The 24,867-nt window shown below is 36.4% G+C and carries 23 protein-coding genes and 1 tRNA gene; 9 read left to right on the forward strand and 15 right to left on the reverse strand.

The window, feature by feature from the left end; all coding sequences use genetic code 11:
- Window positions 1-531 precede the first annotated feature (531 nt).
- From pepT to proS, 3 genes are all read right to left on the reverse strand, one after another.
- Window positions 532-1,758 (reverse strand): peptidase T, encoded by a 1,227-nt coding sequence (pepT, locus tag DLK05_RS02990; protein ID WP_127342497.1) that lies wholly within the window; start codon window positions 1,756-1,758, stop codon window positions 532-534.
- A gap of 159 nt (window positions 1,759-1,917) precedes the next feature.
- Window positions 1,918-2,601 (reverse strand): hypothetical protein, encoded by a 684-nt coding sequence (locus DLK05_RS02995; protein ID WP_127342498.1) that lies wholly within the window; start codon window positions 2,599-2,601, stop codon window positions 1,918-1,920.
- 94 nt (window positions 2,602-2,695) lie between these two features.
- Window positions 2,696-4,171, reverse strand: a complete 1,476-nt coding sequence (gene proS / locus DLK05_RS03000; RefSeq protein ID WP_127342499.1) for a proline--tRNA ligase — start codon at window positions 4,169-4,171, stop codon at window positions 2,696-2,698.
- 167 nt (window positions 4,172-4,338) lie between these two features.
- Here proS and DLK05_RS03005 point away from each other — a divergent pair, with 167 nt between their 5' ends.
- Together DLK05_RS03005 and DLK05_RS03010 are read left to right on the forward strand one after the other, a co-directional pair.
- Window positions 4,339-5,829 carry a hypothetical protein gene (locus tag DLK05_RS03005; protein WP_209319679.1) on the forward strand — a complete coding sequence of 497 codons (1,491 nt, stop codon included), beginning with the start codon at window positions 4,339-4,341 and terminating at the stop codon, window positions 5,827-5,829.
- A gap of 132 nt (window positions 5,830-5,961) precedes the next feature.
- Window positions 5,962-7,419, forward strand: a complete 1,458-nt coding sequence (locus DLK05_RS03010; protein WP_127342501.1) for an OmpP1/FadL family transporter — start codon at window positions 5,962-5,964, stop codon at window positions 7,417-7,419.
- A 101-nt stretch (window positions 7,420-7,520) separates the two neighbouring features.
- Here DLK05_RS03010 and cysN read toward each other — a convergent pair whose 3' ends face one another.
- From cysN to DLK05_RS03055, 10 genes are all read right to left on the reverse strand, one after another.
- Entirely contained in the window at window positions 7,521-8,792 is a 1,272-nt protein-coding gene (gene cysN / locus DLK05_RS03015; RefSeq protein WP_127342502.1) for a sulfate adenylyltransferase subunit CysN, read from the reverse strand.
- A 57-nt stretch (window positions 8,793-8,849) separates the two neighbouring features.
- Entirely contained in the window at window positions 8,850-9,755 is a 906-nt protein-coding gene (gene cysD / locus DLK05_RS03020) for a sulfate adenylyltransferase subunit CysD (protein ID WP_127342503.1), read from the reverse strand.
- Window positions 9,756-9,845: 90 nt separating this feature from the next.
- Complete coding sequence (locus tag DLK05_RS03025) at window positions 9,846-10,112, reverse strand: adenylyl-sulfate kinase (RefSeq protein ID WP_127342504.1); 267 nt, start codon at window positions 10,110-10,112, stop codon at window positions 9,846-9,848.
- A 139-nt stretch (window positions 10,113-10,251) separates the two neighbouring features.
- The gene (locus DLK05_RS03030; RefSeq protein WP_127342505.1) at window positions 10,252-11,091 is read right to left on the reverse strand and encodes an enoyl-ACP reductase FabI; all 840 of its coding nucleotides are present in this window, start codon (window positions 11,089-11,091) and stop codon (window positions 10,252-10,254) included.
- 117 nt (window positions 11,092-11,208) lie between these two features.
- Window positions 11,209-12,864, reverse strand: a complete 1,656-nt coding sequence (gene recN, locus DLK05_RS03035) for a DNA repair protein RecN (protein WP_127342506.1) — start codon at window positions 12,862-12,864, stop codon at window positions 11,209-11,211.
- Between the two features lie 66 nt (window positions 12,865-12,930).
- Window positions 12,931-13,830: a type IX secretion system protein PorD gene (gene porD, locus DLK05_RS03040; protein WP_127342507.1), complete on the reverse strand. Its 900-nt coding sequence runs from the start codon at window positions 13,828-13,830 to the stop codon at window positions 12,931-12,933.
- Between the two features lie 53 nt (window positions 13,831-13,883).
- The gene (locus DLK05_RS17420) at window positions 13,884-14,522 is read right to left on the reverse strand and encodes a phosphopantothenoylcysteine decarboxylase domain-containing protein (protein WP_209319685.1); all 639 of its coding nucleotides are present in this window, start codon (window positions 14,520-14,522) and stop codon (window positions 13,884-13,886) included.
- Between the two features lie 11 nt (window positions 14,523-14,533).
- Window positions 14,534-15,091: a flavoprotein gene (locus tag DLK05_RS17425; RefSeq protein WP_209319680.1), complete on the reverse strand. Its 558-nt coding sequence runs from the start codon at window positions 15,089-15,091 to the stop codon at window positions 14,534-14,536.
- A 65-nt stretch (window positions 15,092-15,156) separates the two neighbouring features.
- Window positions 15,157-15,492, reverse strand: a complete 336-nt coding sequence (locus tag DLK05_RS03050; protein WP_127342508.1) for a DNA-directed RNA polymerase subunit omega — start codon at window positions 15,490-15,492, stop codon at window positions 15,157-15,159.
- Window positions 15,493-15,515: 23 nt separating this feature from the next.
- Window positions 15,516-16,319 (reverse strand): outer membrane protein assembly factor BamD, encoded by an 804-nt coding sequence (locus DLK05_RS03055; RefSeq protein ID WP_127342509.1) that lies wholly within the window; start codon window positions 16,317-16,319, stop codon window positions 15,516-15,518.
- Window positions 16,320-16,485: 166 nt separating this feature from the next.
- Here DLK05_RS03055 and DLK05_RS03060 point away from each other — a divergent pair, with 166 nt between their 5' ends.
- Window positions 16,486-17,736, forward strand: a complete 1,251-nt coding sequence (locus DLK05_RS03060) for an aminotransferase class I/II-fold pyridoxal phosphate-dependent enzyme (protein ID WP_127342510.1) — start codon at window positions 16,486-16,488, stop codon at window positions 17,734-17,736.
- A 112-nt stretch (window positions 17,737-17,848) separates the two neighbouring features.
- Here DLK05_RS03060 and trxB read toward each other — a convergent pair whose 3' ends face one another.
- Window positions 17,849-18,841 carry a thioredoxin-disulfide reductase gene (gene trxB / locus DLK05_RS03065; RefSeq protein ID WP_209319681.1) on the reverse strand — a complete coding sequence of 331 codons (993 nt, stop codon included), beginning with the start codon at window positions 18,839-18,841 and terminating at the stop codon, window positions 17,849-17,851.
- Window positions 18,842-19,018: 177 nt separating this feature from the next.
- On the opposite strand from trxB, the gene DLK05_RS03070 reads away from it, so the two are divergent.
- The 5 genes from DLK05_RS03070 (at window position 19,019) to DLK05_RS03090 (ending at window position 21,882) form a co-directional block, all read left to right on the forward strand.
- Window positions 19,019-19,094: transfer RNA gene (locus DLK05_RS03070), tRNA-Pro, on the forward strand.
- 158 nt (window positions 19,095-19,252) lie between these two features.
- Window positions 19,253-19,510: an Arm DNA-binding domain-containing protein gene (locus DLK05_RS17980; protein WP_127342549.1), complete on the forward strand. Its 258-nt coding sequence runs from the start codon at window positions 19,253-19,255 to the stop codon at window positions 19,508-19,510.
- 292 nt (window positions 19,511-19,802) lie between these two features.
- Window positions 19,803-20,504 carry a DNA-binding domain-containing protein gene (locus DLK05_RS03080; protein ID WP_127342511.1) on the forward strand — a complete coding sequence of 234 codons (702 nt, stop codon included), beginning with the start codon at window positions 19,803-19,805 and terminating at the stop codon, window positions 20,502-20,504.
- Window positions 20,505-20,871: 367 nt separating this feature from the next.
- Entirely contained in the window at window positions 20,872-21,354 is a 483-nt protein-coding gene (locus DLK05_RS03085; RefSeq protein WP_127342512.1) for a PaaI family thioesterase, read from the forward strand.
- A 255-nt stretch (window positions 21,355-21,609) separates the two neighbouring features.
- Complete coding sequence (locus DLK05_RS03090; protein WP_127342513.1) at window positions 21,610-21,882, forward strand: DUF493 family protein; 273 nt, start codon at window positions 21,610-21,612, stop codon at window positions 21,880-21,882.
- Between the two features lie 65 nt (window positions 21,883-21,947).
- On the opposite strand, the gene DLK05_RS03095 is transcribed toward DLK05_RS03090, so the two are convergent.
- The gene (locus DLK05_RS03095; RefSeq protein WP_127342514.1) at window positions 21,948-23,609 is read right to left on the reverse strand and encodes a sodium/sugar symporter; all 1,662 of its coding nucleotides are present in this window, start codon (window positions 23,607-23,609) and stop codon (window positions 21,948-21,950) included.
- Window positions 23,610-23,721: 112 nt separating this feature from the next.
- Between DLK05_RS03095 and DLK05_RS03100 the strand changes: the two genes are divergently transcribed.
- A complete protein-coding gene (locus DLK05_RS03100; protein WP_127342515.1) occupies window positions 23,722-24,741 on the forward strand; it encodes an aldose epimerase family protein in 1,020 nt (339 codons plus the stop codon).
- Window positions 24,742-24,867: the final 126 nt, after the last annotated feature.

Consider the following 24,867-nt stretch of genomic DNA (forward strand, 5'->3'; position numbering starts at 1 on the left):
ATCCCGGGCTGTAGGATTAGAGCCTTTCAGGCTCTATAAATGCTAAGCTAATTGCAATTGTTTTTGGATTTATTAATGTTCGTACAGATTACCACGCTGCACTCGTTAGGTCAGCTTTGGAGAAACAGATTACCACAGCTCCATGCCTCAAAATCAGCTGTCATTGTGAAGGAACTGCAAGCGACTGCGACAATCCGTTGCTAGTTGTTTTTTTTCTTTATTCGTTAAGCAAGTTTCGAACAGATTGCTACGCTGCGCTCACAATGACAGCTATATTTTAGCGCGAGCACTTGGTGCACCCTTCTGTATTGTCGGACATCTCCTCTTAAAAGGGAGAACGTCATAAACTAAGGCAGTTGCAAATTGTGAGAGTAATAATAGTATTTGGAGTATCATCACAAAAAAGCGATGCAGCGTAACCGGACTATGCTTTACTTTTCCAACTTTAATATAGTCTAGGTCTCCATAAAATTGGTGTAAAATAAAAAAGGCAACCCACGGCTGCCTTTTAATTATTATATCCTGATATGCTTATCTTTTTGCAATCAGCTCTACAATCTTAACGATTACATCCACTGCTTTGCTCATCGATTCCACTGGAACATATTCAAATCTCCCGTGAAAGTTATGGCCACCAGCGAAGATATTAGGGCAAGGCAATCCCATATAGGATAAACGGCTACCGTCAGTTCCCCCACGAATCGGAATCACCATAGGATCTACTCCCACTTGCTTCATCGCTTCTTCGGCGATATCTACAATATATTTTACGGGCTCGATTTTCTCGCGCATGTTATAATACTGGTCTGTCATTTCCAAAACAACACTTGCATTCTTGTAGTTTTCATCAAACTCCTTACATAGCGATTCGAACAATTGCTTTCTTTCCTCAAAGTCCTTTTTATCGAAATCACGGATAATATATTGCAACGAGGATTCCTCCACCTCTCCTTTCATGGCAATTAAATGATAAAAGCCTTCGTAATGCTCCGTCTTATCAGGTACTTCTGCACCTGGCAATCGACTCATAAATTCATTGGCAAGCAACATGGAGTTAACCATTTTGTTCTTTGCCATTCCTGGATGTACATTCCGTCCCTTGAAGGTGACTTTAGCAAATGCTGCATTAAAATTTTCGAACTGTAACTCTCCAATCTCTCCTCCATCCAAGGTGAAAGCAAAGTCAGCTCCAAATTTTGTCACATTAAAGAAATCAGCTCCTTTTCCGATTTCCTCATCGGGAGTAAATCCAATATGAACTGATCCATGCTTAATTTCGGGATGTTCAGTCAAATACTGTACGGCGGTCATGATCTCCGCAACGCCGGCCTTATCATCAGCACCTAGCAATGTGGTGCCATCGGTGGTAATTAAAGTCTGCCCTTTGTATTTTGTCAATTCGGGAAAATCAGCCACCTTCATCACTATATTTTCTGCCTCATTCAGCACAATATCCTCTCCATGATAATTCTCAATGAATTGAGGATTCACATTTCGTCCCGAAAAATCAGGGCTGGTATCCATGTGAGATACAAATCCAACCGTTGGTACTTCCTTCTCGATATTAGAAGGTAAAACACCCATCACATACCCATTTGCATCTACATCCACCTCGGTAAGTCCCATTTCTTTAAGCTCATTTGCCAGAATGTGGGCTAATTCCATTTGTCCTGGTGTGCTAGGTGTTAATCCTGTTTCGGTATCCGATTCTGTATTTAATTTTATGTATCGCAAAAATTTCTCAACAACCGTATTCATATTTTATATCTATTAGATTAATAAATTGGGTATTCCCCCTTAGTACACTATAATAGCTTCTATTGCCAACCTTACCGATCAACTATAATTGAAGTGCTACAATATTACAAAATGAAACTTGGAAATTATTCTAAAATCTAATTCCTGATGTTAAAAAAACTAAACATCATCCGATTTAAACTGAAATCCTAATCGTTTGCCGGTCGGGATTCGAGAATTTTGAATTTTCTCAAACATTTGAGCCACGGACATGATCTTAACATTATCGTAAGGTGGAGTCAGCAAATCGAAATTTACGGAGTAATTAATGGCTGTCTCCACAATTTTCCTCAGGCTTTCGCGATTGGCTTTACATGCTGATAAATCGGTTTGCAGCAAACCCATCTGCCTTTTGCCTTCCACAATATAATGCTTCTCTCTATTGATAAAAATCCTTGCAACCAGATATCCCAAATCATCAAACCTGCTGTACTTAAAAGAATCTGCCAGAAAATTATAAATATTGATGATACCGGAATAGGCATTGTCAGGATTATCCTTCACATAAGCTTGCTCCCAAACATTGTGATCGCGGTTGAATTGAAATACATTGGAGTGTAAACTAAATATTAAAATGTCAGAAGCTACTTTAATTATAATTTCAAATTCTCCTTTATCCTCATAGGTAAGCATCATGTTCGGATCGGTAGTTTGTAATTCCTTATTGTATTCCTCTACCAAATCTTTCAATATTACTCTCAAATCATTAAAAATGTCAATCGTATTCTGATAAACGGTTTGTTTTAAACCAGACTTTTCCTTGATCGTGCTTAAAATAGCAGCCTTAGTATTCAGTATATTCATTGTTTAGTTGTTTAATTTGGAAAGTAAATATACAAAAAAACAGTTATCAGAATTTCTGATAACTGTCTAAATAGCTCTCTTTTAAATTTAGAGACTAATATGCCTTTGCAAAAACCACTCTTCCTTTCGAAGGTTTTCCTGTGAGCATGCAAACGCCTTCCTCCTCTTCTCGTTCGAATGGAATACAACGAATGGTTGCTTTGGTTTCGTTTTTAATTAACTCTTCGGTTTCTGCAGTACCGTCCCAATGAGCAAGAAAAAATCCGGTTTTGCTTTCCAATAATTCTTTAAATTCCTCATAAGTATCCACCTTGGTGGTCTTTTCAGTTCTAAAATCCAAAGCTTTTTTATAAATACTTTCCTGAATTTCGTCTAATAGCTTCACGATCACTTCCTCAACACCTTCCACAGGCATCGTTTCCTTTGTTAAGGTATCGCGACGAGCCAATTCAATGGTTTCATTTTCTAAATCGCGAGCTCCCATTGCCAAGCGAACCGGAACTCCTTTTAGTTCGTATTCGGCAAATTTCCAACCTGGTTTACGGTTATCGCTATCATCGAATTTTACCGAAACTCCCAATGATTTTAATTTTGCAACAATAGGATTGATCTTTTCCGCAATACGTTCCAACTCCTCAGCCTTACGATAGATAGGTACAATCACCACCTGAATAGGAGCTAATTTTGGAGGTAATACCAAACCCTTATCATCGGAGTGAGCCATAACCAATGCACCCATCAAACGAGTGGATACTCCCCAAGAAGTAGCCCAAACATATTCCTCTTTGCCTTCTTTATTAGTGAATTTCACATCGAATGCTTTGGCGAAATTCTGTCCCAAAAAGTGAGAAGTACCTGCTTGAAGTGCTTTTCCATCCTGCATTAATGCTTCAATACAGTAAGTATCTATTGCACCAGCAAAGCGTTCCGATTCTGTTTTACGTCCTTTAAGGACGGGTATACCCATATATTTTTCAGCAAACTCTCCATAAATATTGATCATCTGCTCTGTTTCCTGAAGTGCTTCCTCACGAGTAGCATGAGCAGTATGTCCTTCCTGCCAAAGAAATTCAGCTGTTCTAAGAAATAATCTGGTCCGCATTTCCCAACGCATCACATTTGCCCACTGGTTACAAAGAATAGGAAGATCGCGATAGGACTGAATCCAATTCTTATAGGTATTCCATATGATGGTTTCCGATGTAGGTCGAATAATCAATTCTTCTTCCAACTTGGCATCCGGATCAACGATAACCCCTTTACCATTGGGATCATTTTTTAATCTGTAATGCGTTACAACCGCACATTCTTTGGCAAATCCTTCTACGTGATCAGCTTCTTTACTCAAAAATGATTTGGGAATAAGTAGTGGGAAATACGCATTTTGATGCCCTGTATCTTTAAACATTTGATCCAAAATTGCCTGTATTTTTTCCCAAATTGCATAACCGTAAGGCTTAATAATCATACATCCCCGAACTGCAGAATTTTCTGCTAAATCTGCCTTGATCACCAGATCGTTATACCATTGCGAATAATTTTCACTTCTACTGGTTAAAACTTTTGCCATTATATATTGTTTTGGTATAGTATTTGCTACTTTTTAGGTAGTTAAAATTCCATACAAAAATATAAAATAATCTTAGATAATTCATTATTGGAGGACACGCGATGAAAACCTATTTTAAAATTCTATTAGTTACTGCTCTCTTTGCGAGCGGTTGTTCACCTTCCTACATGGGATCCAATCTCTACGAGGATGATATTTATTACACTCCCAATGAAGCACCACTAGTTGTGCAGAATTTTGAGAAAAATACAAATGCTGTAGATAAAAATCAATCTGTAGCTCCTGTTGCCAGCAAATCTACGCTAGCAAAAATCAATCCAAATTTAAACGATGTATCAAAAGATACTCGTGAGTTTTCTGAAATTCAACAGCAATATTCAAAAATACTTGCCAATGATTCGATTCAGGATGTTGACACTTTGATTTATAAGGGGGATTCCGGCTACTATTTAGGAGGTTTTACCGGATCGGAAAGAGATCAGGAAGAAGCAGAGAGATTGAGAGAGATGTATCCTCAGGGTTTTGGCTATTATGACAATAGTGGCTACACCCAAGCATTGTGGCTAGCCGGAGACCCCGACTGGAATGTATATGTTGATGGTGATAATGTATGGTGGACACCCACTTGGTCCAACTATCCTTATTACAACTCCTATAATTTCTCAACCATGAGGTATGGCAATTACTTTGCCTATAATTATCCCTACGGAAACTATTATCGTGGTTATCCTTATGGTGGTATCAACTTTGGCTACTGGGATTCCTGGGGATGGGATTTCTCCTTTGGATTTGGATTTGGGTTTGGCTATGGTTACGGTTATCCCGGATACTACGGTAATTATTATGGCTATCCCGGATATTATGGATATCCTTACTACAACAACTATGGTCATGGTGCTTACTATGGAGATCAAAGATATCAGGCGAAAAGAAGATCTAACAGTTATAAAACAGGAACTTCAAGCAATGCAATTGCAACCCGAAGATCCAATACCAATGCTTCTTCAACTGCAACCACAAGAAGATCAGCTTCTGGTATTTCACGCTCGGGTACTGCAAGTAGTACCAGAAGAATTTTGCCATCAAACGCGAATGACTTAAGAAGAAGTCGCGCTGCAAGTCGCTATAGTTCCTCTAATCGCAGTGTATACAATAATCGTAGTAAGGTTGGAACCAGTTCTTCAACCAGAAGATCGAGCTATGGAATCACTACTCCACGATCTCGTTACTCGAACCAAAACAGAACTAGTTACTCCAGAAATAATGGGAATCAAAATAATCGAAGCTCCTATTCTAATACCAGAAGAAGTTCTTACCCTAGCTATAATAAACCTAGAACTGCAACCCGTCCTTCTTACAATCGATCTTCTAATACAAGAAGTTCCAAGTATTCGAAATCAGGAACTCGTTCCTCTTATTCGAAGGTAAAAAGCAATACTGGCAGACGTTCAAAACCTGTTTATAGATCGGGATCTACCAGATCAAAAACTAATTATAAAAATTCTTCCAGAAAACCATCTGGAACTTCCTATCGATCTTCAGGTAGTTCCAGATCAAGTGGAAATTCGTACCGATCGTCTGGCAGTTCCAGATCATCAAGTGGATCGAGTGGTTCAAGAAGCTCTGGAAGTAGCGGAAGTAAAACAAGAAGAAGATAATCCGGTAAATAATCATTATTCTTCCAAATTCAAGAACTAAATAGTCTAAACCAATAAACGATCTCTGGATGTTTCCTTCAAACTCCAGAGATCAAACACACAAAATTTCTTAATTGCATAAAATTTTAAGATATGAAACGATATTATTTTATTCTCATCGGATTGTTGATTTCCGGAATCACCTCTGCTCAGTCGGTAGATGATGTACTTCGATATTCCCGACAAAATTATAGCGGAACAGCCAGATCTACAGCGATGGGAGGTGCTTTTGGTGCTCTCGGAGGTGATTTTTCAAGCTTAAGCATAAATCCTGCGGGTATTGCAGTTTACAGAACTTCTGAATTCACATTTACTCCGTCGGTGGAGTACACAAAGTCAACAAATTCCGGATATTCCGAAAATAAAACTAGCTTCGCGATAGGAAATGTGGGTTTTGTTTCGACATACATTCCCAGACTTGCACCGGAAAAAGGTTGGCAAAATATCAATTTTGGTATAGGTTACAATCGCGTTGCAAACTTTAACCGTCAAGGCTTTCTCTTTAATTTAGATTCGCCAGGATCTCTTTTAGATCATTGGGCTGATATGGCTAATGGTACTGCTCCAGATGATTTGTATGTGTTCGAGGACAAACTCGCCTATGATAATTATCTTATCAATCCCGATGATAATCTATTTTATCAGTCGGTACTCTTTGACGGAGACCGTATGGATCAACAAAAATATATCGACGAGAAAGGCTATATAGGAGAATATCTGCTTTCATTTGGTGCAAATTATTCTCATAAGTTATATATCGGAGCTACGTTGGGAATACAGGATGTTTACTATAAGTCCACCACAACATATATGGAAAGTTCGGTTCCCGGGAATATTACTTCCTTACAGGATTTTATTTTCAGAGAATACCTACGTACTTCAGGAGTTGGTGTAAACTTTAAACTGGGTATCATCTACAAACCCACTCAAAATTTACGTTTAGGTCTGGCACTTCATACTCCAACCTATTACAGTCTGGATGACAGATATGATACTTTTGTGGATTCCCAATTCGATACTGCTAATGCAAATGGTTTTCCGGAAGATGGGGAAGCATACCATGGATTTAATTCCGAAGCTGTATCAAGGGTGAGTTATAAATTACAAACCACTGCACGTGCTATATTTAGTGGAGCTTATACCTTTGGCAAAAAAGGTGTTATTAGTGCCGATTTGGAATTAGTTGATTATTCATCTGCCGAATTCGACGACAATTCTAATGGAGACTATACCAACACAAATCAGGAGATTTCGAATAGTTATCAATCCACTGCTAATATAAGAGTAGGTGGAGAATATAGAGTAGCTCCGAACTTTAGCCTTCGTGCAGGATATGCACATATAGGAAATCCATATAATACTCAAATTAACGAAAGCTATAATACTTATTCCGGTGGTTTTGGCTTTAAACAAAACAATTTCTTTTTTGATATGGCCTATCAGTACAAACAGTACGACGAAAACTTCGTATTGTACCCAACGAGTCCTGATAATGTAACTTTAAACAATAAGAATCATCAGGTTCGAATGACTTTTGGTTTTAAATTTTAATCAAAAAAATATGAATTTAGAGGCGCAAAAAAAAGTCTCTTTTAAGACAAAAAAAATGGCTGACGCAATTGCATCAGCCATTTTTCTATATTATACAGAATCTATAAAATCATTCCTGCAGCAACAGTTTCGTTGGTAGCTTCATCAATTAATATAAAGCTTCCCGTAAGTCTGTTCTTTTTATAAGAATCTACGAACAAAGACTTCGCAGCTTTAAAAGATACACAAGCAATATCATTTAAACCAACATTCTTGTCGTCAGTAACTTCTTCTAAAGTATTCACATTTACTTTAAATTTCACATCCTTAATCATGCAACGTGTTTCGTTGGTAGTATGCTTAATGGTATATTTACCTCGCAGCATCATGGCCCGCTCATTCATCCAACAAAGCATGGCTTCAATATCCTGCTCAACTCTTGGAGAATTCTCAGCAGCCACAATCATATCTCCTCTTGAAATATCAATATCATCACTAAGTGTAAGTGTTACCGATTGAGGTGGAAAAGCCATTTCTAATTCACCATCCAAAGTATCAATAGATTTCACACTTGATTCTATCCCCGAAGGTAAAACTTTCACCTTATCTCCTGGATGAAAAACTCCACTCGCCACTCTTCCGGCATATCCTCGATAATCATGATATTTATCTGATTGAGGGCGGATTACATACTGAACAGGAAAACGAGCATCCTCTTGATTTCTATCATCCAATATCTCGATAGTTTCTAATAAATTCAGCAATGTTGTACCAGTGTACCAATCCATATTCTCGGATTCATCCACTACATTATCACCAAACTTAGCAGAAATAGGAATAAAGCGAACATCCTGAATATTAAGCTTGGCGGCAACCTTCTGATAATCTTCCTTGATTTTATTGTAGGTTTCCTCAGAATATTCAACCAAATCCATTTTATTGATACAAACAATAATATGAGGTATCTGCAAAAGATTTGCGATATAAGAATGACGAAGTGTTTGTTCAATTACTCCATTTCGTGAATCAACTAAAATTAATGCTGCATTAGCTGTAGATGCTCCGGTAACCATATTTCGGGTATATTGAATATGACCGGGGGTATCAGCAATAATAAATTTACGTTTTGGAGTTGCGAAATAGCGATAGGCTACGTCAATAGTAATTCCCTGTTCGCGCTCTGCTCTTAATCCATCCGTTAACAAAGCCAAATCAACTTCTTCGTCACCTCTTTTCTGGCTACTTAATTCGATAGCTTCCATTTGATCTTCAAAAATGGCCTTACTATCGTATAATAATCTTCCGATAAGAGTACTTTTACCATCATCCACACTTCCTGCAGTGGTAAATCGTAAAAGCTCCATATCTAAATATCCTGATGATTTTTCTGACATATCTTATAAAATTTAGATCACTGGCTAAAAAGCCAAAGAACTATTCTGATGTTTCGATTAAAAATATCCTTCTTTCTTTCTATCTTCCATGGCAGCTTCAGATCTTTTATCATCGGCTCTGGTACCCCGTTCTGTTGTACGAGTTGCTGCAACTTCCTCGATAATTTCTTCTAAAGTGTGAGCTTTTGATTCTATCGCACCTGTACAGGTTGCATCACCAATAGTTCTAAAACGCACAATTCGTTTTTCAATCACTTCATCCGCCTTCATTGGAATACAATCACTCTTTGCCAATAAGGTTCCATTTCTTTTAAACACTTCCCGCTCATGAGAAAAATATAAATTTGGAATCTCGATATTTTCAAGATAAATATATTGCCAAACATCCATTTCAGTCCAATTTGAAATTGGAAATACTCTAAAATGTTCCCCCATATTTTTCTTTCCGTTGAAAAGATTCCACAATTCAGGACGTTGATTTTTAGGATCCCATTGACCGAATTCATCTCGGTGTGAGAAGAAACGTTCTTTTGCTCGGGCTTTTTCCTCATCACGACGACCACCACCCATAGCACAATCAATATTCAAATCTTCAATTCCATCCAGAAGCGTTACCGTTTGCAATTTATTTCTACTTGCATTCACACCTGTCTCCTCAACCGCTCTTCCCTGATCAATAGAATCCTGAACGTAACGCACAATAATGCGGGTTCCTGTTTTTTCCATCAATTGATCTCTAAATTCAATTGTTTCTGCAAAATTATGACCGGTATCGATATGCATCAAAGCAAAAGGAACCTTTGCAGGTGCAAAAGCCTTTCGTGCAAGATGAAACATTACAATGGAATCTTTTCCACCAGAAAATAGCATCACCGGATTTTCAAATTGAGCAGCAACTTCACGAATCACAAAAATAGATTCTGCTTCCAGTTCTCTTAAATGATTAATATTGTATTCCTTCATTCGAAAAAAATTTATTTATCTTCTCTTAAGGCTTTAATATGCCTATTTTTTATTTTACTTATTTCTCTCCTGCAACAACTGTGGAATGAACTACTTTACAACTGATTGTATCGATTCCTCAGGTGTCATTTCTGATGTTTTTATTTCTAAAAAAGGCTGTACTGGTGCTTCAAAAGGAGCATCTAAACCTGTAAAGTTTTTAATCTGTCCTTCTCTTGCTTTCTTATACAATCCTTTTACATCTCTTTCTTCGCAAATATTGTATGGAGCATGAACATACACTTCCAAAAAATCGCTATCCCCTATGATTTCTTTTGCAAGGTCTCTAATTTCAATTTTTGTCGTTTCAAACTTTATTCAAGGTTTAGAAAATCAAGGACAAATGTACATATTCTCCCTAGATTATAAAAATCTAAACTTTTTAAATGAGCCGTAATGAAATCAAAAAAAAATCCGGGTTTCACAACCCGGATTTAGAATATATTATTAATTAAAACTATTCTTTACAATCGCACGGATTAAAACTTTTATTATATTGACTCATGGCTCTATAACTCATTCCCATACTAGAAAATCCTCCATCATGAAATAAATTTTGCATGGTAACTTTTCTGGTGAGATCTGAGAAAAGTGTAATACAATAATTAGCACATTCCTGAGCATCAGCATTACCCAGCGGTGACATTCTTTCAGAAAAATCGATCAAGGAATTGAACCCTTTAACACCACTTCCTGCTGTTGTCATTGTTGGTGATTGTGAAATAGTATTTACTCTCACATGCTTTTCGCGTCCATAAATATATCCAAAGCTTCTGGCAACAGACTCCAATAAAGCTTTTGCATCAGCCATGTCATTATACTCGTACATAGTTCGTTGTGCAGCAGCATAAGTTAAAGCTAATACAGATCCCCATTCACTAATAGCATCCAGCTTTTTAGCTGTTTGTAAAACTTTATGAAATGATGTAGCCGATATATCCAATGTTTTCTTGAGATATTCATAATTCAATTCGTCATATGGATTTCCCTTGCGAACATTAGGAGACATACCTATTGAATGTAATACGAAATCAACTTTTCCACCTAAAACTTCCATTGATTTAGTAAAAAGTTGCTCCAAATCTTCGGGACTTGTAGCATCAGCAGGAATAACCTGTGCATTGCATTTCTTAGCTAATTCGTCTATAGTTCCCATTCTAATAGAAACGGGTGTATTCGTTAAAACTATTTCAGCACCTTCTTCAACTGCCAACTCTGCCACTTTCCAGGCAATAGACATTTCGTTCAAGGCACCAAAAATAATTCCTTTTTTTCCTTTTAATAAATTATACGACATAAGTTGAAATTTTCAATTTTTCCGCCTCAAAGATAGCCAAATTATTTTATAATGATTCCAAATAAGAACATTTATTAAGACTGAATAAACTCTTCAATAGAATCAAACTAAAACTTACTAGCTGTTTAATAACACCTTAGCATTTTCCAAAGCTGCTTTAGTAAGGTCTGAACCGCTTAACATCTTGGCCAATTCTTCCAGTCTGTTTTGCTTATTGAGAAGTATAATATTTGAATAAGTTTCATGCTCGTCATCGGTTTTATAAACCTTATAATGATACTTGCCTCTACCTGCTATTTGTGGTAAATGAGTAATACTAATTACTTGAATATTTTCAGACATCTGATTCATCATAGCACCCATTTTATCAGCAATTTCCCCCGAAACGCCTGTGTCAATTTCATCAAATACAATGGATGGTAAAGCCGTAGAAGAGGAAACCAAATATTTTATGCTCAACATTAAACGAGAAATTTCTCCTCCTGATGCTACACTTTGTACTTCTTCCAATCTGGCATTCTTATTTGCGCTGAACAAAAAGCGAATATTATCTTTTCCAAAATGCTGGAAATCATCTATTGTTTCGATTTGAACTTTAAAATTTGCATTTGGAATTCCCAATAAAATCAATTGATTGATAATGGTTTTTTCAATAGAGGGAACTACCTTTTTCCTTTCATTGGACAGTTTATCAGAAATCTGTTGAAGTTTATCTCGTTGAGCCTCCAATTCCTCTTTCAATGCCATTATTGCATCATCGCTAGATTCAATGGCACTCACCTTTTCATTCAATTCTTCCCGAATACGAATTAGGTCCTCAACGGTATCAACTCTATGTTTTTGTTGTAAAGAATAAATTGCATCCAAATGCTGATTTAAAAAATCAATTCTTGTTGGATCCAACTCTACAGAATCGTTACATCTATCAATTTCTTGTGAAATATCCTGAACTTCTATATAGGTACTTTCCAATCTACGATATAAACTTTCAGCTTCTGGATATACACCCTGAATGTGAGCTAACGCATTACGAACTTCTTTTAATTGATTTATCACTGCATTCTCACCTTCAGATAAAATACCGTGAGCTTTAAACAAATGCGACTTAATTTCTTCCGCATGATTCAAAGTTTCGAGCTCCGACTCCATCTGTTCTTGCTCCCCATCAACTAATTCTGCCTCTACTAATTGCAGTAACTGAAATTGATAATAATCTAAATCTGCTTTCTCCTTTTCCGCAAGCTCTTTCTGCTGCATTAATCTTCTTCCAGTCTCCTTAAATTCTTTATATTCCTCCTGATAAGCCCGAAGCAACACTCCATTTCCGGCATAAGTATCGACAATCCCCAATTGATATTCAAAACTACCTAATATCAGATTTTGATTTTGGCTGTGAATATCCAACAAACGAAATCCTAATTCCTTAAGAATTTTCAAGCTTACTGGTGAATCATTTACAAAAGCTCTACTCTTACCACTTGGGAGGACTTCTCTTCTTATTACTGTTTCCGACTCATAGTCCAATCCATTTTCCTCGAAAAAGGTGTGGAGTTTATATTTCGAAATAGCAAAAGCACATTCAATAATGCATTTTTTAGAATCATCTTTTAAAACATTTCCTTCGGCTCTCTGGCCAAGCACAAGAGATAAAGCTCCCAAAAGAATAGACTTCCCAGAGCCGGTTTCTCCTGTTATTACCGAAAAACCATTGGAAAATTCAATTTCCAATTTATTTATTAAAGCGTAATTTTGAATGGAAATAGATCTGAGCATAGGATTCTAAAATAAATTTCGATGCGGTAAAATTAATCAAACCAAATAAAAGTTTGGAATTCAGATTTATTTTTGACCAATAATTTTATTGTATTTTGAAATATTTGCAGGATCAACTTCGCTCAAGATATTGAAAACTCTTTTCTTTTCATCATTAAATGAATCTGAAAAAATATTAACCAATTCGTCTGATTTAGCGTCGAAAAATATCTGCAATATAAAAGCACCAGGCTTAGCACGATATGCTTTTTGAAGTAACCTCAAACTCTCTGCAATTTCTGCCCGAGCTTCCGTCAGCCTATCCGACATTCTATCTAATCCTAATCGATGATAGCGATACAAACATTCTCGTACCGGGCTATATGCATTATCCAACAAATTCTCAATTAACCAATATCTGTTTTTACGACTTTCAAATGCCTTCCATCCTTTCACTCTAGAATTTTGCATTTTATTCACTATGGCTTCCGCTTTTGAATAATAAGGACTTCCACCTTCCATTGAAAAAGTGTCGTAATCCATACCCAAAATTACGTATGCATAGTATGCTAATAATCCTGTAAGATTTGTAGGGGATGTAGTCTCGCTAAAATCTAAAGGTTGATATTCCACATATTTAAACTGAACATCATCATCCTTAAAATTAAGTAATACAGAATTATACGAGGAATTAAATATTGGTCTTCTTGCCTGCACTTGAATACTACCTCTAAATTCATCAGATGATAACTGTTCTGTAAGATTAATCAAGATGTTGCATTCGATCCGTTCATCGTAACTATAAACATGGTCGGTCCAACGTCTGGAATTCATAAATTCATAAACAGCAGTCTGCATTGTGCGAAAAACCTGTTTATTGGTTCCTTGAATCTGCTGGCTTACTATTTGAATATTGCAGTTCAATTCCTGAGAAAATAATGGGATTGAAAGCAGACAAATAAAAATAAAAATGAAGAATTTACGCATATTTATATTTCGATAGTTTCCTGATAAAGTTAAAAATTAAAACGGAACTCGATTCATTTGTCCTTGTAATATTCCAAGACTTCCTTAACAATATCTACCGCAACTTCCTTTTTAAGCTTCAATTCAAACTTCTTTTTTACTCCTTTCCCATTCAGAATACTGATTTTATTCGTGTCGTATTGAAAACCTGCTCCTTTATCATTTAAAGAATTAAGCACAATAAAATCAAGGTTTTTTTTCTCCAGCTTTAATTTAGCATTAGATTCCTCATCATTAGTTTCTAGTGCAAATCCAACTAAAAATTGATTTTTAGATTTCATCCGACCTAATGCTGCTGCAATATCCTTTGTTGGGGTAAGTTCTATTTGGTAATTTTCTTTTCCTCGTTTCACCTTAATATCTTCTGGATGAAGAGGAGTGAAATCTGCCACGGCTGCGGTCATGATACCGCCATCGCAATCTGGGTAATATTGAACTGCAGTGGTGTACATCTCCTCTGCTGTGATTACATCTATTCTTTTTATACGAGGGTTTTGAGTATGTTGATTTGTAGGACCTGTAATCAACACAATATCGGCACCTTGGTTTGCTAATTCTTCTGCTATTGCAAAACCCATTTTCCCGGAAGAAAAGTTACCTATAAATCGAACAGGATCAATTTTTTCATAAGTAGGTCCGGTCGTTAAGAGAATCCTTTTATTACTTAACTTTTTTTTTTACTTGCGAAGAAATCAATAAGCTTTTTAGTTATAATTTCTGGTTCTTCCATTCGGCCTTTACCGAAAAGTCCACTCGCCAATTCTCCGCTTGAAGGTTCAATAAATTTATCTCCATAAGATTTTAATATTTCCATATTTCGGAGAGTAGCTGGATGCTTAAACATATCAAGATCCATCGCAGGAGTGTGAATTACTGGACATTTTGCAGACAAATAGGTGGTCAACAAAAGATTGTCACAAATACCATGAGCCATTTTTGCCATTGTATTTGCTGTAGTTGGTGCTATCAGCATAACATCAGCCCACAAGCCCAATTCGACATGACTATTCCAGGTTCCGTCATCATGCTTAAAAAAATCCGATAAGACCGTATTTTTTGATAAGGTAGCCAAAGTTACCGGTGATATAAACTCCTTTGCATAAGGTGTCATTATCACCTTAACAACAGCTCCTTGTTTCACTAGGTGTCGCACTAAAGTTGCAGATTTGTAAGCAGCTATACTTGCAGTAACGCCAAGAATGATATGTTTGTCTTTCAACATAAGTAATGATAAATAAAAAATTCCCACTATATAAGCATAGGGGGAACTTGAAAATTATTCGATATTTACTCTTCTACCTTCTGTTCTTTTGCAGGATTGCGATAATAAATATTTCCACTAAGAAATTCTTCTACTGCAATTAGTGTAGGCTTTGGTAATCTCTCATAGTATTTAGAGATCTCAATCTGCTCCCTGTTTTCAAAAACCTCTTCCAAGTTATCTGTATAAGATGCAAACTCTTGCAATTTCTGGTTCAGTTCACTTTTAAGCTCAACAGCAATTTGATTGGATCTTTTAGCCATAATCATTACAGATTCATATACATTCCCCACTTCCATACTCAATTCTGTCATATTACGGGTAATGGTAGAACTTGCTGCATTTGTTTTTTTGTAATCCATACTATCCAAGAATTAGATCTATATTAATTATTTGTATTAAACTTACCAAGGTAGGATTCAATATCCTCCATCATTTTTTCAGCTTGCTTTAAATGCTTGCTTTTAGGGTATTCATCCACAAAAGAATAATATTCCTCTTTTGCATTATTGTATCTTTCTCTCTTTTTCGATACCACACTCTTATATGCTAATTCGTATTTTGAATCCAAAAGCATAAACATCAAATCTTCCCGATAAGATGATCCGGGATAATCTTTCAAACTATTTTGTAAAGCAATAATTGCCGAAGGATAATGCTCCCTATCGAAATAGCCTTTAGCACTTAAATACGATTTGAACACTAACTTATCCTGTAGCTCATCTATATAATCGTTACATTTCGGAATTCTTGTTGAATTCGGATATCTGTTAATGTATAACTGAAATGCATCAATTGCACTAGCAGTTGGAGTTTGATCCAGTCTTGCATTTGGTGATTCCAAATAATAACAATAAGCGCTCATATATAAACTTTCCTCTGAATAAGGACTATCCGGGAATGTTTTCAAAAAATTTCTAAAATAATAACCTGCCGAAATATAATCTCCTTGTCCATAAGAACAATAGGATATATAGTAACTAATTGTTTCCGCTTTGCTTGTACCTCTATATATAGGAAGTAATTCTTCAAAAAGAGTTGAAGCCTTCACATATTCTTCACTATTGTAATACTCAACAGCTTTTTTATACTTTAATGAATTATCTGTACTTTTTAATAGCTTTTGATAGTCGCTACATCCACTTAAGGTAAAGGAAAAAAGCACAAAAATGAAAATTAATTTTTTCATAGATACCGCTACTCTATTTTTTTGCATTTTGCAAAGATAAAATATTCCAATGAATTATTGGATACTTTCCTTGCATATTATACAATTCTTTAATATTTATTGCTTTAATTTCAAAAAAGATTACTTTTGCACAATTGCAATAAAACAATTCAAAATAGCATAAATCGTGGATATATTTGACAAAGTTAACTCAAAAAAAGGAAATCTAGGGCAATACGCTAAACAAGCTCACGGGTATTTTGCATTTCCTAAACTAGAAGGAGAAATTAGCTCAAGAATGAAATTTCGTGGGAAGGATGTTTTAACTTGGAGTTTAAACAACTATATTGGCTTAGCCAACCATCCTGAAGTGAGAAAAACTGATGCTGAAGCTGCCGCAAAATGGGGATTAGCTTATCCTATGGGAGCTCGAATGATGTCAGGGCAGACTAGCCTTCATGAAGAACTAGAATCTCAATTAGCTGAATTTGTTGGAAAACCTGACGCTTTCTTGCTAAACTTTGGATATCAGGGAATGCTTTCAATTATTGATTCAATGGTTGGAAGACATGACGTTATTGTATATGATTCTGAAGCTCATGCCTGTATCATGGATGGTTTAAGACTTCATGTTGGAAAACGTTTCGTATTCCCTCATAACGATATGGAAAACCTTCGTCAAGAATTAGAGCGTGCAACCAAATGGACTGAAAAAACAGGAGGTGGAATTCTTGTGATCACCGAAGGTGTTTTTGGAATGGCCGGTGATCTTGGCAAATTGGATGAAATCTGTGCACTAAAAGATGATTTCAATTTCCGTTTACTTGTAGACGATGCACATGGTTTTGGTGTAATGGGTAAAAATGGTGCTGGAACTATCGAACACTTTGGAGTTCAAGATAAAGTTGATCTTCACTTTAGTACTTTTGCTAAAGCAATGGCAGGAATTGGTGCTTTTGTTGCTTGTAGCGAAGAAGTTTGTACTTATTTAAGATACACCATGAGATCTCAGATTTTCGCAAAATCTCTTCCAATGCCTATCGTAGAAGGATCTATCAAAAGACTGGAGCTTCTTAAAACAAAACCTGAGTTAAGAGAAAAACTTTGGTCAATAACCGCTGCCCTTCAAAACGGATTAAAAGAAGCTGGATTAAATATTGGAGTAACACAATCCCCTGTAACTCCTGTTTATTTATCAGGTAGTGTTGCAGAAGGAACTCAGGTGACAATGGATCTAAGAGAAAATTATAATATTTTCTGCTCTATCGTTGTTTATCCTGTTATTCCAAAAGGTCAGTTATTACTTCGTTTAATTCCAACAGCAATTCATACTCTTGAAGATGTAGAATACACTGTAAATGCATTTAAAGATGTTGCTCAGAAATTAAAAGATGGTAAATATAGCAATGAGAAATTTGCGGATATTTTCAATCAGTAATATTCAAGATAAAAGCAACGGCATCCCTACAGGATGCCGTTTTTTTATGCAAAAAAAAAATACCTGACAATAATTAAATGTCAGGTATTGTATTATTTATGAATTAACTTTATTACTCCCTTTCAGAAAGGAATCTTTCTGCATCCATAGCTGCCCTACAACCGGAACCTGCAGATGTTATTGCCTGTCGGTAATGAGGATCTTTTAAATCACCACAAGCGAACACACCATGGACATTAGTTTTAGTAGTTTCTGGTTCTGTCAAGACATAACCTTGTGCATCTGTTTTTAAGTATCCATTAAATATTTTTGAATTTGGAGTATGTCCTATAGCCAAAAAGAAACCATCAATTTTCACATCTACTTCGCTTTCATCCGGCTCCCCCATTCGCTTAATTAATTTTACACCTTCCACCACTCCATCTCCATATAATTCTTTAGTGTTGTGTTCAAATAGAACCTCTATATTTTTAGTTCTAAACACCCGATCCTGCATAGTTTTTGATGCTCTTAAAAATGGTTTGCGAACGATCAAATACACTTTATTACACAAACCGGCCAAGTAGGTAGCTTCTTCAGCAGCGGTATCACCTCCTCCTACAACGGCAACATCCTTCCCGCGATAGAAAAATCCATCACAAGTGGCGCATGCAGAAACTCCAGACCCCATATATTTTTCCTCAGTAGGGAATCCTAAATATTTTGCAGTTGCACCTGTAGCAAGAATTACCGTCTCCGCCTCAATAAGCTTTTTATCATCAACAATAACCTTATGCGGATAGCTAGAAAAATCAACAGAAGTAACCAAACCCCATCGGCAATCGGTTCCAAAACGCTCTGCTTGCTTTTTCAAATCCGCCATCATTTCCGAACCCGTAATACCATCCGGATAACCAGGGAAATTATCTATTTCAGTTGTAGTTGTTAGCTGGCCTCCTGGTTGAAGTCCTTCAATTAACACAGGTTTAAGATTTGCTCTTGCTGCATATATCGCAGCAGTATATCCTGCTGGACCAGAACCAACTATAAGACATTTTACTTTCTCAACATCTCCTTCGGGAGTTGATTTATTTTCATCTTTAAGGTTCATTGATTTAAATTCCATATGTTTACTTATTCTGTTTCTAAATTGTATTTTAGCCTAGCAAATCTACAAAATATCCAGATAACTACAAGTGTAAATTTAAATAGATAAAGTAGATATTGTAATCAATTTTTTCGAATCTCAGTATCTCTATTTTTTGCCAATTCTGAAACATCTCTTATATTTGTCATCACAAATCGGGGCGTAGCTCAGCCAGGTTTAGAGTACACGTCTGGGGGGCGTGGGGTCGGAAGTTCGAATCTTCTCGCCCCGACTAGTTAAAGCCAATAAATACCAAGCGATTACAGTATCTGTAATCGCTTTTATTTTGTCCTATTTTTACTTAAATATTGCGGTTTAAGATGCTTTTTGTAGCTTTAAAAGTGTAAAAACTTGCAAAAAAAATCACCCTAAACGGCTACTGCAAAACGGATATTAGACACCCGTAAAGCTAAGAAAAACGGCACTTTCCCGATAAAATTAGCAGTTTCTCACAAAAGTAAGACATCATATCTACTTGCAAAAATTTCAATTCCAGAGAAATATCGGGACAATGAACGCATAAAAAGATTGATTTCGTGTCATGCTTTTGTCTTCCCTTACTTCTATCAATCGAAGCTTACAGGAATTAAAATCAGAGGTAACCGGGCAGGAAAAAGTATTGCTGATACTATCAATCGAAGCTTGTGACAAATGTAACTTATAGAAAGTTACACCCCCCTTAATGCTAAAGTTGTTACTTATAAAAAAGAGATAAAAACATTTTTTTATTCTTTCACCAACAATAATTTAGGATTCGTATAAATAAACAAATCGCTTATAACTTGACATAGAAACAATTTTGATTTTACACAATTTATCAATATTTTCACTTGTCAAAATAGGTAACTCGTCGACTGGTCATCAACCGGATAGATTTAGCGAGCCACTGGAAGAAGAGGTCGACGAGCCCTACAATATACAAACTAAATTCGTATTAAAAATGAGTTTACGATATGGTTTAACACCCAATAGTCTTACCGACGATCCGGATGATTATATGGGAATAGTAACAGATAATGAGTCGGTTAACGAAGAGCAAATTGTAGAACAAATGATTGGCAAAGGCTCTACGGTAACCAAAGCCGAAGCCCTTTCGGTAATTGAGGAATTTGAATATGCTGTAGTAGAAGCAGTAAAAAACGGAAACAATGTGAACACCAGATTATTCAAAGTTCATCCTAGTGTGGCCGGTGTATTTAACGATAAACAGGATCATTTCGATGCTTCGCGACATGCCATAAAATTGAATTTACTTGCTGGTTCAAGATTAAGGGCTGCCATTGCAGATATTGAATTACATAAAGTGGAAATTGTATCGCCACAACCTGTATTGCAACAATTTGTTGATCTTAAATCGAAAGTAATTAACGAGACCTTTACACCCGGACAGGTAGCATCTATTCGCGGTTCTTTGCTTAAATTCGATACAACGGATTCCCAACAAGGCATATTTTTCATCAATACAACAGGAGAAGAAACCCGCGTAGAAAATGTAATCAAAAACAAACCATCCGAAGTGCTTTTCTTCGTACCCGATTCGTTGAGCGAAGGTACGTTCCAAATAGAATTACGCAGTATCTTTCATCATTCCAATACCATGAAAAAAGGTCGTTTATTAAACGATCTGATTCCTGTAAAATAAAAATAAAGCAGATATAGTAAACAGATGCTCGTTTGTAAGATCAAATGAGCATCTGTCTTTTTTTACCCCTAATCCGATTCGCTTCTGCCCCCCAAACAACTTGGGTAGTACTTCCCAAACAACTTGGGCAGTGCTTCCCAAACAACTTGGGTAGTACTTCCCAAACAACCGGGGTAGTACTTCCCAAACATCAGAATAGTTTCTATTGTCTTTTCACTACAAAAAGAATTAGTCCGCTTTACAAGCACAGTTATCCAGATCACTCAAACAGCAGAATCGCTTTTATAAGCTAGTACCAATTTGATGATGAATATCAAAAGCTCAGATTCCTAAAAAACCATTATCTTCCCTATAAAAATTATAACACATGAAAGGAATTCAAGATTACTATCCCGATCATTTTGCGCAATGCTACGGTTGCGGACGATTAAACGAGCACGGACATCAGATTAAAACCAATTGGAATGGAGCCGAAACCATAACGAAATTTGTACCCAAAACCTATCATACCGCCATTCCGGGATTTGTGTATGGTGGTTTACTGGCATCATTAATTGATTGTCATGGAACAGGATCGGCGGCACTGGCCCTTGCAAAAGCAAAAAATATCGTGCTCGACAAAAGCAATGCTCCTCGTTGTGTTACTGCCTCGTTACAGGTGAAATACCTTAAACCAACTCCAATAGGTAGCGAAATTGAAATCAAAGGAATAATAAGTGAAATCACAGAACGTAAAGTAAAAGTAAGCTGTGAATTATTTGCTGATGATATGCTGTGCGTAACTGGTGAGGTAATAGCTGTTTTGGTTCCTGATAATTTTGGGAAACCAAAGAATGCAAATCTTCAGTAAACAACTACAACATAGATAAATATCAATTGCTGATTTTGATTTTCCAATGATAATGTTCTATATTGTATCGGGTTCTTTTAATAAAACAAGAAAGTAATTAATAAAATCTTATTCTGACTTAAATTACTTTCTGCCAATAAAAAATGCCGCTCGAAACAAACGAACGGCATTTTTTTATTAGAAGTACAGAGGAAGTATAATCATCAAAAAATATTTCCCATTTTTGCAGTTCAAACAAATCAAGATAAGAAGTAAATGGATCAGGAGAAATATAAACAAATGCGCCAACAGCTGTTAGACTCAAACAATTGGCCATCCCTATATATGTTCAAATTTATTATCCCGAATAAGGAAGATAAATTGACAGCAATAAAAAACTTATTCCCGGAGAATACCGAATTTGTCTTTAAAACTTCGCGTGATATTCGTTTTATCGGAATTACCGTGAAAATTATAATGGATTCGCCCGATACAGTGCTTAAAATCTACGATCAGGCAAAGAATATAGAAGGAATCATCAGTTTATAAGAAACAAAAACAGGCTAATCTGCTTAAGAATAGCCTGTTTGTCTATATTTATCATTTTTCTGTATTTACCAAAACAGTGCATAAAGTACTACCAGCAAAATACAAATTGCATAAGATACCAGGTTAAAAACCGAACCTGTTTTAAAGGTTTTTCTGCTTACCTCAATTCCTTTTGGATCATCGGCTCCTTTATTCTGAAGCAAGCTCACCAATATAATTATTGCAATAGAAACTAAACAGATAATCCCCATCTGATCCAGAAATGGCAGGGATGGAAAGATAGATTCCAAAACCGTGCCTTGCACCCAGCCATTTGGACCAACCTTAAAGAAAAACGCTACCGGAATAGAGGACAATGTTCCTACAATAGCAGCTTTGTTTGTCGTCTTTTTCCAAAACAATCCCATTAAGAAAACAGCAAGAATACCAGGACTCACGATACCGGTGTACTCCTGAATATATTGGAATGCCTGATCGAGGCCTCCCAAAAGCGGAGCCATGATTCCAGCAATTACCAGGGCAAATCCAGCAGACAATCGTCCCACATTTACGGTTCTTTTATCCGAAGCTTTCGGATTAAAATAAGGTTTGTAAATATCCAATGTGAAAATCGTAGAGGTTGAATTCAGCATCGAAGCCAGTGAAGAAACAATGGCGGCAGCCAATGCTGCAAATGCAACTCCTTTTAATCCCGAAGGTAAAAATTGCAACAACCAGGGATAGGCCTTGTCGGCAGCTTCCATGCTTGGTAAATTATGCTTTGCGGCCTCTCCAAGACCGGCAAGTATTTGAGGATCGTTTACCATTACATAAGCTGCAATTCCAGGAATAACTACAATTATAGGGATGATCAGTTTTAATACTGCTGCAAAAACAATTCCCCGCTGCGACTCTCTTAATGATTTAGCAGCTAAAGTTCTTTGGATTATGTATTGATTAAATCCCCAATAATATAAGTTTGCCACCCACATTCCACCAATCAATACTCCAATTCCTGGTAAATTGATATATTGGGAATTCGATTTATCTAAAATCATATGGAAACTATTTGGTGCTGCCTCATAAATATGCTTAAATCCGGCAATCACTCCATGTCCGGCAGACACATAATCCAAAGCCAAATAGGTAGTTACCAAACCTCCAAACACAAGAAAAACAACTTGAATTACATCGGTCCAGGCTACAGCCGACAAACCTCCGTACAAGGAATAACTAGCCGCAAAAAGTGCCAGGCCAATCACACCGTAAATCATCGGAATCCCCATAATTGTTTCCATGGCCAACGCACCCAAATAAAGCACTGATGTCAAATTTACAAATACATACAAGCCAATCCAGAAGATTGCAAGTATGGTTTTTAAGTTGGTTGAGAATCGCTGTTCCACAAACTCGGGGATGGTGTACAATCCTTTTTCAATGAAAATGGGAAGAAAATATTTTCCCACAATTATCAAGGTTAGAGCAGCCATCCACTCATAAGATGCAATGGCCAATCCAATGGCGAAACCAGAACCCGACATGCCAATAAACTGCTCGGCCGAGATATTGGCTGCAATTAAGGAGGCTCCTATCGCCCACCACGGCAACGACTTGCTCGCCAAAAAATAATCATCAGCATTCTTCTGATGTCCTTCTTTATCTCGCGACACCCACAAGCCAACGCCCACAATTACGATTCCATAAATAATGAAGATCGCATAATCAAGAAATGAAAATGTAGTTTCCATATTAGAGTTAATTTTAAATATTGAAATTGATGTTTGAATTCTTTCTAAATGCTTGTCCGATTTTTTTGTTGTAATTTCGACAACTAAAAAGTAAAACTAATAATATTTTTAGATGATTGATGTAACGGATTTCGGAATTGCCCCTAACGGAGAGAAAGTTCAACTATATACTTTAAAAAATGAAAAAGGAATGACGGCTAAAATAACCAACTATGGCGGTATTTTAACCTCGCTACTCATTCCTGTTTCCGGAAAAAATAGAGAAGTTGTTTTAGGTTTCGACGATTTGGATGAATATACAAATACCGAATATATAAGCAATTGCCCGTATTTTGGAGCTTTAATCGGAAGATATGGAAACCGAATAAATAAAGGTAAATTCAGGATTGGAGACAAGGATTTTCAACTGAACTGTAATCTCGGGGATCATCATTTACATGGTGGCTTGGAAGGTTTTGATAAGAAAATATGGAAGGCGGAAATTCTTTCAGATTTTGAATTAAAATTAAGCTATACCAGTCCGGATGGGGAGGAAAATTTCCCTGGTAAGCTTGCAGTAGATGTGATTTATACACTTACCAATGAGAACGAATTGCAAATCAAATATCAGGCCGTTACCGATCAAACTACACCGATAAACCTTACCCAGCATTCCTATTTTAATCTTTCGGAACAGCCAAAGGATATTTTAGATCATCAGCTTAAAATAAACACCGATTATATCCTGGAAACAGATGATTCGCTAATTCCCGGCGGACAATTACTGGAAGTGGAAAATACTGTTTTTGATTTCCGCACTAAAAAAACAATCCAACAAGATATTGAAGAGTTGGAAAACTACGACGACTGTTTTGCTTTTAAAGAAAGCACTAAAGAACCCAGAAAAGTAGCGGAATTAACAGATGAGAAGGATACGCTCACAATGGAGATTCATACTACCTTCCCAGGTTTACAACTCTACTCCGGAAAATATATCGATGCAGGGAAAATGAAAAAATTTGGTCCTTTTGCTGGAGTTGCTATAGAAGCGCAAGGCTATCCGGATGCTCCCAATCATCCCAACTTTAAACATGGTTGGTTACACCCTGGGGAGATTTACAAACAACAAACGAATTACAGGTTTATCTTTTAATAATGTCTCCGATGCCGTATCAAAATGATGCGGCTTTTTTTTTACCATCAAGGCTAAGTCTTATATTTTCAAAAATATACAGGCTGAATTATTAGTGGATAAAAAGAATCATTTCAATATATACAC

The organism is Ancylomarina longa (genome assembly GCF_003996985.1).
Taxonomy (GTDB): domain Bacteria; phylum Bacteroidota; class Bacteroidia; order Bacteroidales; family Marinifilaceae; genus Ancylomarina_A; species Ancylomarina_A longa.